The following is a 14,283-nucleotide window of genomic DNA, read 5'->3' on the forward strand; positions in this document are numbered from 1 at the left end:
GACGCACATGCGTTAAGTCCCGGACTGAATCCTTGCCTAATCTGGCGGGGAAGTCGAAAGGAGCCTTGCAATGGTCTCACGCGTAATTCCGGTTGATCCGTTCGACCTTGTTTTGTTTGGCGCGACGGGCGATCTGGCGCAACGCAAGATCCTGCCGGGCCTGTATCACCGGTTCGAGGTCGGCCAGATGCCGGAGGATGCGCGCATCATCGGAACCGCCCGATCCGACATGGACAGTGATGGGTTCCGCGAACAGCTGCGTACTTCGATGCAAGAGTTTGCGCCAGGATTCAAAAAAGACACGCTTGATCGCTTTCTCTCTCGCGTCGATTATGTTCCGGTTGATGCACTGGGTGATGCGGGTTGGCCCGATTTGGCTGAGGCACTGCGTCCGGATGTGGTGCGCGCATTTTATTTGTCCGTCGGCCCAAGTCTCTTCTCAGGTATCGCACAACGTCTGAACGATAAGGGACTGGCCACGCTGGACAGTCGTATCGTAGTCGAGAAACCTTTTGGTCACGATCTTGCATCAGCCAAAGCATTGAATGAGGGCCTGCGCGCCTGTTTCGAAGAGCATCAGATTTACCGTATCGACCATTATCTGGGTAAGGAAACCGTGCAGAACCTGATGGCCCTGCGCTTTGCCAACTCTCTATTCGAACCGCTCTGGAACGCCACCCATGTCGATCACGTCCAGATCACCGTGGCCGAAACCGTAGGCGTCGAAGGGCGCGGTGCTTATTACGATCAGTCCGGAGCAATGCGGGACATGATCCAGAACCATCTGGTTCAATTGCTGTGCCTGACGGCGATGGAGCCGCCTTCGAAATTCTCACCCAACGCTGTGCGCGATGAGAAGGTCAAAGTGATCGAAGCGCTGGAGCCGGTGGAACCCAAGGATATCGCTCGTGGCCAATACCGCACCGAAAAAGGGGGCGATGGGTACCTTGATCACGTTGGTAATCCTGCCAGCCGTACCGAAAGCTTTATTGCGCTCAAGGCCCATATTGGCAATTGGCGTTGGGCCGGAGTGCCATTCTATCTGCGCACGGGTAAACGACTGCGGGCGCGCGAATCCGAGATCGCGGTGTTCTTCCGCGACCCACCGCACACGATCTTCCCGAATGTTGGCCCTTTGCACGGCAACGTGCTGGTAATCCGCCTGCAACCGGACGAGGGCATAACTCTGCGCACCACGATCAAAGAACCGGGGCAGGGTGGGTTCCGCCTGTCCGATGTGGCGCTGGACATGAGCTTTGCCGACGCTTTGGGCGACGATGGCCAATCCCCTGACGCCTATGAGCGCCTGATCATGGATGTGATCCGAGGTGACCAGACACTATTCATGCGGGGTGACGAGGCCGAGGCCGCCTGGGCCTGGGTTGATCCCATCATTCACGGCTGGGAAGAGCGTGGCGACAAGCCCGCGAAATACGATCAGGGCAGCTCGGGGCCTGAAGAAGCATTGATGCTGATGCATCGTGACGGGCGTCGCTGGCGTCAGATCGGAGGATAATCATGGTCAACACAGTTATATCCGACGTCACCAAACGCATCATCGACCGCAGCGCTGACCTGCGCGGCCCGCATCTTGAGAGGATGGAACAGGCCCGGTCAAAAGGCCCGGCGCGGGCGCACCTGTCCTGTAGCGGTCAGGCCCACGCCTATGCGGGGGCGGGTGAGGATCAGCAATCGATGGCCACCGGCACGGCGGGCAATCTGGGCATCGTAACCGCCTACAACGATATGCTCTCGGCGCATCAGCCATTCGAACGTTACCCCGGCTTGATCCGTGACGCGATCCGCGCGGCGGGTGGCACTGCGCAGGTTGCAGGTGGGGTGCCTGCCATGTGTGACGGCGTCACTCAGGGTGAGGCGGGGATGGAGCTGTCCCTCTTCTCGCGCGATGTGATTGCGCTGGCGACGGGCGTGTCGCTGAGCCACAACACTTATGACGCCGCCGTTTTTCTCGGTGTCTGCGACAAGATCGTACCCGGCCTGATCATCGGCGCGCAGGCGTTTGGCCATTTGCCAGCCGTCTTCCTACCCGCCGGTCCCATGACCAGCGGCCTGCCGAATGACGAAAAGGCCAAGATTCGCCAGAAATTCGCCGCCGGAGAAGTGGGCCGCGAGGAACTTATGATGGCCGAAATGGCCGCCTATCATGGCCCTGGAACCTGTACGTTTTACGGCACCGCGAACACCAACCAGATGCTGATGGAGTTCATGGGCCTGCACCTGCCGGGCTCCAGCTTTATCAACCCCAACACGCCCCTGCGCGATGCGCTGACCGAAGAAGGTGCGCGCCGCGCCCTTTCCCTCAGTGCGTTGGGCAATCACTACACGCCCGTCTGCCAGATCCTTGATGAGCGTGCTTTCGTCAATGGCATCGTTGGCCTGATGGCCACCGGCGGTTCCACCAACCTATTGATCCACCTGATCGCCATGGCGCGTGCCGGTGGTATCGTGCTGGACTGGGAGGATTTTTCTGACATCTCCGCCGTCGTGCCTCTGGTCGCGCGGGTCTATCCCAACGGTTTGGCTGATGTGAACCATTTCCACGCCGCTGGCGGGTTGGGCTTTGCCATCGGCACTCTGTTGGAAGACGGCCTTCTACACCCCGACACGCTCACCGTCGCCGGTCAGGGCCTGCACAATTACACTAAGGAACCGAAACTGAAAGACGGCGAATTGATCTGGGAAGATGGCGCGGGCCACAGCCTGAACGAAAAAATCGTTCGCCCCGCCAACGATCCATTCCAGCCCACCGGTGGTCTGTCGCGCCTGACCGGCAATCTGGGCACGGGCGTCATGAAGGTCTCGGCCGTTGCGCCCGAACACCAAGTGGTCGAAGCACCCGTGCGTGTGTTCCACGACCAGAACGCCGTGAAAGCCGCGTTCAAGGCCGGAGAATTCACCGATGACGTTATCGTCGTCGTCCGCTTCCAAGGCCCCAAGGCCAATGGCATGCCCGAGCTCCACTCTCTGACGCCTATCTTGTCAATCCTGCAGGGCAGGGGGCAGAAAGTGGCTCTGGTCACTGATGGCCGGATGTCCGGTGCCTCTGGCAAGGTTCCCGCTGCGATCCATGTTTGCCCCGAGGCGCTGGACGGCGGAGCCATCGCCTATCTGCAGGACGGTGATATTTTGCGCGTCGATGCGATAAAGGGCGAGTTGGAAATCCTGACCCCCGGCGTTCTCGACCGTGCACCTGCTACTGCAGACCTCACTGCAAACCAACACGGCGTTGGCCGTGACCTCTTCGGCGCCTTCCGTCAGAATGTCGGCTCAGCCGACACCGGCGCCAGCATTTTCGGAGTGTAACCCCATGTCCAAAACTCAACGCACCCGCGAGATCTGCGCGCTGGCCCCGATTGTCCCAGTCCTGGTCGTCGACGACGCGGCCCATGCGCGCCCTCTGGCAGAAGCTTTGGTCGCTGGTGGCCTCCCGGCGCTTGAAGTCACCCTGCGAACTCCAGCTGCGCTGGATGCGATCCGCGCAATGGCAGACGTCCCCGGCGGTGTTGTAGGTGCGGGTACACTCGTCACCCCCGAAGACGTCCGCGCCGCCAAAGATGCGGGGGCGCAATTCGGTGTCTCACCTGGCGCAACCGATGCCCTGATCGCCGCTTGCGAAGCCGAAGGCCTGCCCCTTCTCCCCGGCGCGGCTACCGCAAGTGAAGCCATGGCTCTGCTGGAAAAGGGCTATGACATGCTGAAATTCTTTCCTGCTGAGGCCTCAGGCGGAGCGCCCGCTTTGAAAGCAATCGGAGCGCCACTTCCACAAATCACCTTCTGCCCCACGGGCGGTGTGTCGCCCTCAAACGCTCTCGATTACCTGTCTCTGTCGAATGTTGCCTGCGCAGGCGGCAGCTGGGTCGCGCCCAAACAAATGGTACAAACTGGCGACTGGGCTGGAATCGAAACACTTGCGCGCGAGGCCGCCAGTCTGGTGGATTGACGTCGCAGGGCGAAACGCTAGGGTAAGCCTCAATTCAAACAGGTTGCCCTCATGACAAACCAAATCTCCCTCGCGCAAGGGCGCGAGTATCTGGCCATCCCTGGCCCATCGGTCATGCCAGACGCGGTGCTACAGGCGATGCACCGTCCGTCGCCCAATATCTATGACGGCGAATTGATTGAGATGATGCCCGCGCTGACGCATGACCTGAAACGCGTCGCCGGAACCCAGCACAACGTCGCCATCTACATCGCCAACGGCCATGGCACGTGGGAGGCCGCGCTCTCAAACGTGATCGCGCCCGGCGAAACCGTGCTGGCCCCGGCCTCGGGCCGCTTCACCCACGGTTGGGCCGAGATGGCCGAGGGGATCGGCGCCAAGGTCGAATTGATTGATTTCGGCATGTCCTCTCCCTGGGATCTGGAGCGCATCGCCGAAGCATTGCGCGCCGACTCCAGCCACAAAATCAAGGCCGTGCTTGCGGTTCACGTCGATACCTCCACATCGATCCGCAACGATATCCCGGTGCTGCGCGCCTTGCTCGATGACCTCGACCACCCCGCTTTGCTGATGGCCGACTGCATCGCATCAATGGGCTGCGACCGGTTCGAGATGGATGCCTGGGGTGTCGACGTCACGGTGACTGCCTGCCAAAAGGGGCTGATGACCCCGGCAGGCACCGGCTTCGTCTTCTTCAACGACAAAGCGCAAGCCAAACGCGCTTCAATGCCCCGCGTCTCGCAATATTGGGACTGGCAGCCGCGCGCGCATCCCGATCTGTTCTACCAGTATTTCAACGGCACCGCGCCAACACACCACCTCTACGGCCTGCGCGCCGCGCTCGACCTGATCCACAGCGAAGGGATCAAACAGGTCTGGGCCCGCCACGAACACCTGGCAAAGGCCATCTGGGCCGCCTGTGAAATCTGGGCGCAAGGTGGCGCGTTGCAATTCAATGTCGCCGATCCGGCCCATCGAAGCCACGCCGTCACTGCCCTCCGCCTGACTAAAGGGCGTGGCACGCCGCTGCGCAGCTATACCGAAACCCAACTGGGTTTGACGCTGGGCATCGGTCTGGGAATGGAAGACTGGGACGGCTGTTTCCGCCTTGGCCACATGGGACACGTAAACGCCCAAATGGTCATGGCCATGCTAGGTGGCGTCGAAACGGCGATGGCCGCGCTCGACATTCCCCGCGGCAAAGGCGCGCTTGAAGCCGCCGCTGCCGCATTGGCAACCTAATACACGATCCGCGTCTTCATCTGGCCAAAAATATCCTGGGGGGATCGCGCTTCAGCGCGATGGGGGGCAGACAGCCCCCCTAAACGGCTCGGGTATTTGCCAAGGCCTTGGGCAAAGCAGCCTCGAAAGCAACCATCTCTGCCTCTCCCCCACAACTCACGCGAATACACCGGTTCTGAGGCGCAGCGAATGGCATGCGCACAAATACCCCCTGTTCGACCAGCGAGTCCAGAACGGCTTTGGCAAACACGCCATCGTGCCCGCAGTCAATCGCCACGAAATTTGTGGCTGAGGGCAAAGGTTCCAACCCATTGGACCGTGCAATCTGCGCGATCCTGTCTCGAGCCTCGGCAATTTGATCTTGAACCTGCGCCAGCCAATCGCTGTCCTCAAGCGCGGCCAAAGCCCCGGCTTGGGCAGCCCGGTTCATACCGAAATGGTTGCGCACTTTGTTGAAGGCGGAAATCAACCCGGGCGCACCGATGGCATAACCAACCCGAGCCCCGGCCATCCCATAGACTTTGGAAAACGTCCGCATTCGGATGACCCGAGGATCATCAGCTGTAACAGGCGCGGCGGTGCCCTCTGGGGCGCATTCCACATACGCCTCGTCCAGAACCAGCACGCAGCCTTCTGGCAAAGCATCCATCGCGGCCACGATATCCGCGCCGGAATGCCAAGTGCCCATCGGGTTGTCAGGGTTGGCCAGATAGACCAGCTTTGCATTCACTTCTGCCGCTTTGGCAAACAACGCCTCCGGGTCCTCGTGATCGTCGCGATAGGGAATCTTGTGTAACTCCCCTCTGAACCCCGCCACATGGTAGTTAAAAGTGGGATACGCCCCGTCCGACGTCACAACCGCATCTCCTTGCCCGACCAACAGCCGAACCAGATAGCCCAGCAAGCCATCAATGCCTTCGCCGACCACGATATTCTCGGGTGCCACGCAATGATACGCGGCCAGCGCGTGGCGCAATTTGTAATTCTCAGGATCGCCATACATCCATATCTCACCCGCCGCCCGCTGCATCGCCTCTATGGCGCGCGGCGAGGGGCCAAATACGCTCTCATTTGCACCGATTCGGGCGATAAAGGGCGCGCCACGCTGACGCTCCTGCGTTTCGGGGCCGACAAATGGCACGGTTGCGGGCAGGGATTGGGCAAGCGGGGTGTAACGAGGACCGGTCATGGCGGCAGATAAGCGCAACCTCCGCAGCGGGGCAAGCCTTGCACGCAGATGCAATCACGGTCAGTGTGCTCGCAACCGCAGTTCGGAGGCGTTATGCGTTATATACTGGCACTTGTCCTTATCGGTCTTGCCTATCTCGTGTTCTGGCCGGTCCCGGTTGACCCAGTGGCCTACGAGCCACCCGAACCGCCCGGATTCACGGGCGATTTTGCCGAAAACAACTATCTCGACACAGCGCAGTTGATCTCGCTACCGGCAGGGGAGATTGGCCCAGAAGACATCGCAGTGATGCCAGACGGCGCGGTTTATACCACCGGCCAATCCGGCACCCTCTATCGCATCGACGGTGATCAGCCGGCCGAGGTCGATCAACTTGGCGGCCGCCCCCTGGGTCTGCGGGCGGGACCAGATGGCGCGCTTTATATCGCCGACAGCTTTCGAGGGCTGATGCGCTGGGCCGGGCCCGGAACGCTGGAAACACTCGTCTCTGAGATCGATGGCGCGCCTATCATCTATGCCAACAACCTCGACGTGGCACAGGACGGCACGGTCTATTTCTCGAACTCCTCAGACCGGTTCGATCCTGAAATCATGGGCGGCACCAAACCCACCTCGGTCATGACGATCTGGGAGCAATCGCCAACCGGCTATGTGGCACGTTATTCGCCTGACGGCACTGAAGAAAAGATCGCCGAAGGGTTCGTCTACACCAACGGCATTGCCCTTTCACCGGACGAAGATTTCCTGCTGATTGCCGAGACGGGTCGGGCAAGGGTGCACAAGCTGTGGCTGACTGGCCCGAAAGCCGGAAAACAAGAGGTTCTTTTGGATAACCTGCCAGGCTATCCGGACAACATCAAAGCGCAAGGTGACGGCACCTATTGGATGGCATTCGCCAGCCCGCGCGTGCCCGCGGAAAAGCTGATGCCCTATCCCTTCCTACGCAAGGTGATCTGGCGGTTGGGACCCAAGGTGCGCCCCGCGCCGATCCACCGCGGTATGCTGGTACAGTTTGATGGTGACGGAACCAGCCTGCGTACGCTGCAAGACCCCCAAGGGCGGCTGGGCATCACCACTGCGGGCCAAGCGGCTGGCGACCAGTTCTATGTAATGACACTGGACTCTCCTTGGTTTGGTCGGATGCCGATCGCCGATTTGCCCTGACGTCGTTGTAGCGCTGCTTGCCTCTTACTGGCATGCTTGACGCAACAAAGAACGCACCGGAGGTCCCATGTCCCGCGTATCCGTCGAATACAAAGATCACATCGCCCATGTCACGCTGACTCGCGGCGACAAGATGAACGCTTTGGACGATGCGATGATCAAGGCTATCCTCTCGGCGGGGCAAGAGGTCGCCGCCGCCGATATCCGGGCGGTGGTGCTGTCGGGAGAGGGCAAAAGCTTCTGCGCCGGGCTCGATATGGCTAGCTTTGCCAGCATGGCCCAAACAGACCCGACCGAATGGCTGATGACCCGCAGCCACGAAGATGCCAATGAGTTGCAGGAGATTGCCCTGATCTGGCGGCGTGTCCCGGTCCCGGTAATCTGCGCCATTCAGGGCGTGGCCTATGGCGGTGGCCTGCAGATCGCATTGGGTGCGGATATCCGCATCGCGCACCCCGAGGCCAAGCTGTCGGTGATGGAGATGAAATGGGGCCTCATTCCCGACATGGGCGGGATGGTGTTGCTGCCTGAGCTTGTTCGTTCGGACGTTCTGCGCCTTCTGACCTATATCGCCCGTCCGATCGGTGCGCCGCAGGCCGCAGATTGGGGGCTGGTGACGAAACTCTCGGATGACCCGCTGACCGAGGCACTTGCGCTGGCCGAGGATATCACGGGCAAAAGCCCCTCGGCCATCCGTGCCGCCAAGCGTCTGATCGATGTGGCCGAAACCCGAGACCGCGCACATGTGTTGATGGCCGAATCCTCAGAGCAGGTCGACCTGATTGGAAAGCCAGATCAGATGGAGGTTGTCATGGCGCAGATGCAGGGCCGCAAGCCCGAGTTCAAGTAGTCACCGCATAAAACTGCGTCGCGCATCGCGGGCCATATTGTATCGCATCTCCAGATCGGCGATGCGGGACATCGCCGACTTGCGCTCTTCGGGATCCGTCAGAGCAGCATAATCCTTGCGTGCCGCGTCGAGTTTTTTCTTGATGTTGAACTCTTCCGGCAGAACCCCGGCCTGCGCCATGATGCGGTGACCAGCGGCAATGGCAGGATCACCCTGCGCCTCACTTGAACGGTCAGGCAGCGGCGCACCTTCGCCTTCAAGCCCCTGCAACTGGCCCTCGGCCTGTGCCTTCTTAATCTGGCGTTCCACCAGTTTTCCAAGCGATCCGAACATGTCTGTATTCTACTGCCTGTGACAGTCTGGCGAAAGGGATTACCGCAATCTGTTTGTCACGACATACGCTATTCCGCCGGCCAAAAGCCCCCAGACCGCCGCACCCAATCCAAAGACCGTGATACCAGAGGCGGTGATGACCAAGGTCAGAATGGCCGCCTCGCGCTCGGCAGGGATATCCAACGCTGCATGCATGGCGTTGGCCATGACCCCGATCAGAGCAACCCCTGCCAGAGCACCCATCAGCAATGGGTTGGCATGGGCAGCAAAGCTTGTGATTGCCACCGCAAAGACGCCGAACAGGCAGTAAAACACACCCCCCATTACGGCGGACCAATAGCGCTGCGCCGGGTCAGGATGGCTGTCCTCATTGGAACACATCGCCGCGGTTATCGCAGCCAGACAGGTTGCGGGCGCTCCAAAGGGGGCCGAGAGCATGCTTGCGCCACCGACGGATGAAAACAACCGGCCGGGAACTGGATCGAAGCCAAAGCTGCGCATCACAGCGACGCCGGGAATGTTCTGTGTCGCCATCGTGACGATAAACAGCGGTACGCCGATTCCGATCGCAGACGCGACCGAGAACGTGGGCATGGTCCAGACCGGAGCAGCGATCAGTCGGTCCGGCATTAATTGTGCATCTCCGGCGTTCAGCGACACAATGATAGCCGCCGCGACCACAGCTGCCGGAACCGCGATCAACCGATTGAAACGGCCCGCAATAAACCATGTTAGGATCACCGGCAACGCCTGCCATGGGATCTCGACCGCCGCTTTGAATGGTACAAGGCAAAGCGGCAAGAGCACGCCTGCCAGCATCGCTTGCGCCAGCGTAATTGGGATTGCTGCAGCCAACCGACCAAGCGGTTTCCACAGCCCTGCCAGAACGGTCAGGGCTCCGGCGCAAAGGAATGCGCCGATTGCGCCTGAAAACCCTTCGGTCGGTGTAGCAGACACAGCCAGCAGCGCGACACCTGGCGTGGACCAGGCAACGCTGATTGGTAGCTTGTGAAACAGGCTCAACACAATGGCGGCCAGCCCCATAGCGATGGCTGCACTCATCAGGCCCGAGGCGGCTTCGTGCGAAGAGGCTCCCATCGCGTTCAGCCCCTGCAACACAATTGGGAATGAGCTGAAGAACCCGACGATGGCCACGACCAGCCCGGTCGAAACGGTCTGCATTGGGGGAAATGCGCGTGTCATCCTGTCCTCGGCTATAACCACCCGCACTTGCTAACAATCTCAAGCTGCCGCGAACAAGGTGAAATACGTCATTGCACAGTAAAAACCCGCCGGGAGAACGGCGGGCTTTTGAACTTTGAGTGCTTATGAAAGTAGAGGATCAGGCGATCTCGGCCAAACGTGCAAGCGCCTCGTTCAGCTTGGCTTCTTCTTCCTCACGAGCTGCAAGATTCGCTTTGGCTTCAGCAACAACCTCTTCCGGGGCCGAAGCCACGAATTTGGGGTTGTTCAGTCGCCCGCGCAGACCACCAAGCTCTTTTGCGAGCTTGCCCATGGCTTTCTCCAGCCGTTCCTTTTCAGCGCCGATATCGATGATGTCTGCCAGCGGCAGGCCAAAACTCGCACCTGGGGCGGCAATCGAGATGGTCCCCTTGGGCAATTCATCGGCCTTGGTCAGGCTGTCGATCCGCGCAAGACGCTTGATCAGCGCTTCATTGCGGTCCCATGCAGCCTGCCCGTGGGCGTCGATCTCGGTCACCAGCATAGGGACATAAAGGCCGGCAGGAACACGCATCTGCGCGCGGGCTGAGCGGGTGTTTTCGATCACCGAGATCACCCAGTTCATCTCACGATCCGCATCGGCATCCACCAAGTCAGCGGCGGAATAGCTCGGCCAGTCGGCGTGAACGACCATCTTGGCGCGGCTGCCTGTCAGGCCCCACAGCTCTTCGGTGATGAAGGGCATGATCGGGTGCAGCAGGACCATGCACTGATCCAGAACCCAGCGCATGGTGGCGCGGGTCTCGGCCTGTGCTTCGGCGTCGTCGCCTTGCAGCAGAGGTTTCGACAGTTCCACATACCAGTCGCAGACCTTGCCCCAGACAAAGGCATAAAGCCCGTTCGCCGCGTCGTTGAAGCGATAGCTTTCCAGCGCCGCGTCGACCTCTTCCCGTACGCGTGCGGTTTCGCCAATGATCCAGCGGTTTACGGCGGCTTTGGGTTTCAGGTCGGCCACGTCCAGTTGCGGCGCGGCGTCGGTGAAGACCTCGTTCATCTCGGCAAAGCGGACGGCGTTCCACAGCTTGGTACCGAAGTTGCGATAGCCGGTTATCCGTTCGCGGGACAGTTTCAGCACGCCGCCAATCGCCGCCATCGAGGCATTGGTGAACCGCAGAGCGTCGGCGCCGAATTCGTCCACGATCTCAAGCGGGTCGATGACGTTGCCGGTGGTCTTGGACATCTTCTTGCCCTTCTCGTCGCGGACGAGTTGGTGCAGGTAAACGGTGTGGAATGGGATTTGATCGACCACGGCCAGTTGCATCATCATCATTCGGGCGACCCAGAAGAACAGGATGTCGAAGCCGGTGATCAGAACGTCCGTAGGGAAGTAACGCTCCAGCTCTTCGGTCGTCTCGGGCCAGCCCAGCGTGCCGATGGGCCAGAGGCCGGAGGAGAACCAGGTGTCGAGGACATCGGGATCGCGCCAGACCGGATACACTAGCTTGGTCGGGTCCTGTTCGACTGCGTACTGAGCAAGGCTTTCAGCGAATTGATGGATGGCCGCATGCTTGTCGGCGACCTCAATAACGGTCGCATGGCTCAGCGGGCTGGGGATATTGGCATTGTCGTCCAGGAATTTATCGACAACAGCATCAAAGTTGGGCGCACATTCCATGACGTTGCCACGGTGGAGCATGCCGCCTTCGTTTAGCAGACGTCCCAATTCGACTAGATCAAGGTCGCCGTCGTTTTCGTCGTCCTTGAAGTTCTCAGCCGATAGATCAAGGCCATACCAAACCGGAATCTGATGTCCCCACCATAGCTGGCGAGAGATGCACCACGGTTCGATGTTTTCCAACCAATGGTAATACGTCTTTTCACCGGACTCGGGGATGATCTTGACGGTGCCGTCCTTGACCGCATCCAGTGCAGGGCCAACGACCTTTTCAGCATCGACGAACCACTGATCGGTCAGCATCGGCTCGATCACGACTTTTGAGCGGTCGCCGAATGGCTGCATGATTGGTTTGGATTCGACCAGCGGAACGGTTTTGTCCGCGCCTTCGTGGTCCGGCTTCAGCGCGGTCGATCCCAGACGCGGGTCATCAGCACGGGTCATGACAGCCAGACCTTCGCTGGTGATCTCGTCGATCACTTTGGCGCGCGCCTCGAACCGGTCCAATCCGCGCAGGTGGTCGGGAACAAGGTTGATCGCGTCGATCTCACCTTCGGTAAAGGACTGACCGCGTGCGTATTGACCGGCTTTGTACGCCTCATTCGCGTAAGGTGCGCCATCGGCCCGCATGTGCCCGCTTGTATCCATCAGGCGATACAGCGGTATGCCACCACGTTTGGCGACCTGATAGTCGTTGAAATCATGCGCGCCAGTGATCTTCACCGCGCCCGAGCCAAATTCGGGGTCGGGGTAATCATCGGTGATGATCGGAATCTGACGGCGGTGTTCTTTCGGACCAACCGGGATTTCGCAAAGCTTGCCGACGATGGGGGCGTACCGTTCGTCCGAGGGATGAACCGCAACCGCGCCATCACCCAGCATGGTTTCGGGGCGCGTTGTGGCGATCGAGATGTAATCGCGCTCTTCCTCAAGCACGATGTTTCCGTCCTCGTCCTTCTCGACGTAAGTGTAGGTCTCGCCCCCGGCCAACGGGTATTTGAAGTGCCACATGTGGCCGGCGACTTCGATATTCTCGACTTCCAAGTCCGAGATCGCGGTCTCGAAATGCGGATCCCAGTTGACCAGCCGCTTACCGCGATAGATCAGGCCCTTTTCGTACATGTCGACAAAGACCTTGATGACCGCGTCGTGAAAATTCGCAGAATTTTCGTGTCCGGTGCGCGGGTCGCGCGGCGCGCCTGCCATGGTGAAAGCGTTGCGCGACCAATCACAGGACGACCCTAGTCGCTTCAACTGCTCAATGATCGTGCCACCATATTCGCCTTTCCATTCCCAGACCTTGTCCAGAAATGCCTCACGTCCCAGTTCGCGCCGACCAGGTTGCTGCGTGGCGGCCAACATCTTCTCAACCTGCATCTGCGTGGCGATACCAGCGTGGTCCTGACCGGGCTGCCACAGAGTGTCAAAGCCACGCATTCGGTGCCAGCGGGTCAGAATATCCTGCAGCGTGTTGTTGAACGCATGGCCCACATGCAAGGCGCCCGTCACGTTGGGCGGCGGGATCATAATGGTAAAGCTCTCGTCGCGCGATTTGTTCGCGCCTGCCTTGAAGGCTCCGGCCTGTTCCCAGGCCTGATAGATGCGGGCCTCGGCCTCGGCCGCGTTGAATGTCTTTTCCATCGCCATGGGATGCGTCCTGCGTCAACAATATCGGGTCAGCGCCTGCAATAGCGAATGGACGCGGGAAGGGGAAGGCCCTGCGCGGCAGTCGGGCCCGTCTCAGCCGGGATTCGATGGGGCCTGATCGTAAAGCTGCAGTTTCTCGCTGGCCCCCTGGGCCATCGCTTTGGCCTGATCGGCGCGAATGCGCGCGTGAAGGTCCAGAGCGTCTTGTGCAAACAATTCCTTCGGCGCCGGGATGTGAATGAAATTCCCCACCCGGTCTTCGCCGCGCGCCAGAATGGCGTAGTCACGGTCGGCGACCTTTTGCTGCGCGTTGGGGTTGAGATAGCGGATGGCCAGGCCAATTCGACGATCATCCGAAACGTTCGGCCCTGATCCGTGGATCGTCAGCCCGTGATGCAGTGACATCTGACCGGGCTTTAGCTCGATATGAGTCTTGTCTTCATCCGCGACATCCACAGCAACCTCTTGCCCCCGTGACAGCAGGTTGTTTTCGGAAAACGTATCATTATGCGGCAGGATCGGGTTCTTGTGGCTGGCTTTCACGAAATCCATGCAGCCGCTTTCAACCGTTGCCGGAGACAGTGCAATCCATGCGGTCAACTGGTCCGAGGTTTCGCCCATGCCCCAATAGGTTAGATCCTGATGCATGCCCACCACCTGCCTCGTACGCGGTTCCTTGATGAACAGTTCGGCCGACCACAGCAGCAGATCGGGACCCAGCACACCTTCGACCACGTCCAGAACGCGCGGGTCCAGAGCAATGCGCGTGGCAAATGGCATCACCACATGCGCGTTGATGCGTTTGTACATGTTCAGGGGAAGTGGCAGGTCAGCCTCGCGCCAGTTGGTCTCGACTTCCTCCAATTCGGCACGGTACTCGGCGGCTTCTGCGGCAGAGAACACGGGGATCGGAAAGATAAACCCATCATCCCAATAGGCTTCGGTACTTTGGCTGTCCAAACGGCCATTCGTCAGCTTGATTTCTGCGGGCATTGAAACCTCCACACGACTGAATATGAGTTCAGCCTAGGCGCGGCCCA

At 59.9% G+C, this 14,283-nt stretch carries 11 protein-coding genes; 6 read left to right on the forward strand and 5 right to left on the reverse strand.

From position 1 onward, the window contains the following. Positions 1–70 precede the first annotated feature (70 nt). From zwf to ACR0IU_RS14360, 4 genes are read left to right on the forward strand one after another with little or no spacing between them, the layout of a single operon-like run. Positions 71–1,516: a glucose-6-phosphate dehydrogenase gene (gene zwf / locus ACR0IU_RS14345; RefSeq protein ID WP_480716725.1), complete on the forward strand. Its 1,446-nt coding sequence runs from the start codon at positions 71–73 to the stop codon at positions 1,514–1,516. A gap of 2 nt (positions 1,517–1,518) precedes the next feature. Next, the gene (gene edd / locus ACR0IU_RS14350; protein ID WP_480716726.1) at positions 1,519–3,324 is read left to right on the forward strand and encodes a phosphogluconate dehydratase; all 1,806 of its coding nucleotides are present in this window, start codon (positions 1,519–1,521) and stop codon (positions 3,322–3,324) included. Between the two features lie 4 nt (positions 3,325–3,328). Continuing rightward, positions 3,329–3,961, forward strand: a complete 633-nt coding sequence (locus ACR0IU_RS14355) for a bifunctional 4-hydroxy-2-oxoglutarate aldolase/2-dehydro-3-deoxy-phosphogluconate aldolase (protein WP_480716727.1) — start codon at positions 3,329–3,331, stop codon at positions 3,959–3,961. Between the two features lie 51 nt (positions 3,962–4,012). Further along, positions 4,013–5,203 (forward strand): pyridoxal-phosphate-dependent aminotransferase family protein, encoded by a 1,191-nt coding sequence (locus tag ACR0IU_RS14360; RefSeq protein WP_480716728.1) that lies wholly within the window; start codon positions 4,013–4,015, stop codon positions 5,201–5,203. A gap of 79 nt (positions 5,204–5,282) precedes the next feature. On the opposite strand, the gene ACR0IU_RS14365 is transcribed toward ACR0IU_RS14360, so the two are convergent. Next, positions 5,283–6,392, reverse strand: a complete 1,110-nt coding sequence (locus tag ACR0IU_RS14365; RefSeq protein ID WP_480716729.1) for a pyridoxal phosphate-dependent aminotransferase — start codon at positions 6,390–6,392, stop codon at positions 5,283–5,285. 93 nt (positions 6,393–6,485) lie between these two features. Here ACR0IU_RS14365 and ACR0IU_RS14370 point away from each other — a divergent pair, with 93 nt between their 5' ends. Together ACR0IU_RS14370 and ACR0IU_RS14375 are read left to right on the forward strand one after the other, a co-directional pair. After that, on the forward strand, positions 6,486–7,556 hold the full coding sequence (locus ACR0IU_RS14370) for an SMP-30/gluconolactonase/LRE family protein (protein ID WP_480716730.1): 1,071 nt from the start codon (positions 6,486–6,488) through the stop codon (positions 7,554–7,556). 67 nt (positions 7,557–7,623) lie between these two features. After that, positions 7,624–8,406 carry a crotonase/enoyl-CoA hydratase family protein gene (locus ACR0IU_RS14375; protein WP_480716731.1) on the forward strand — a complete coding sequence of 261 codons (783 nt, stop codon included), beginning with the start codon at positions 7,624–7,626 and terminating at the stop codon, positions 8,404–8,406. Here ACR0IU_RS14375 and ACR0IU_RS14380 read toward each other — a convergent pair whose 3' ends face one another. The 4 genes from ACR0IU_RS14380 to ACR0IU_RS14395 all read right to left on the reverse strand — a co-directional run bounded on the left by ACR0IU_RS14380 (position 8,407) and on the right by ACR0IU_RS14395 (position 14,236). Beyond that, on the reverse strand, positions 8,407–8,739 hold the full coding sequence (locus ACR0IU_RS14380) for a DnaJ family domain-containing protein (RefSeq protein ID WP_319545128.1): 333 nt from the start codon (positions 8,737–8,739) through the stop codon (positions 8,407–8,409). It lies immediately after the preceding gene. 39 nt (positions 8,740–8,778) lie between these two features. Further along, positions 8,779–9,942: a benzoate/H(+) symporter BenE family transporter gene (locus ACR0IU_RS14385; protein ID WP_480716732.1), complete on the reverse strand. Its 1,164-nt coding sequence runs from the start codon at positions 9,940–9,942 to the stop codon at positions 8,779–8,781. A gap of 139 nt (positions 9,943–10,081) precedes the next feature. Beyond that, positions 10,082–13,243: a valine--tRNA ligase gene (locus tag ACR0IU_RS14390; protein WP_480716733.1), complete on the reverse strand. Its 3,162-nt coding sequence runs from the start codon at positions 13,241–13,243 to the stop codon at positions 10,082–10,084. A 93-nt stretch (positions 13,244–13,336) separates the two neighbouring features. Next, positions 13,337–14,236 (reverse strand): phytanoyl-CoA dioxygenase family protein, encoded by a 900-nt coding sequence (locus tag ACR0IU_RS14395; protein ID WP_480716734.1) that lies wholly within the window; start codon positions 14,234–14,236, stop codon positions 13,337–13,339. Between the last annotated feature and the right edge of the window lie 47 nt (positions 14,237–14,283).

It is taken from the genome of Ruegeria sp. CL5 (assembly GCF_056536485.1).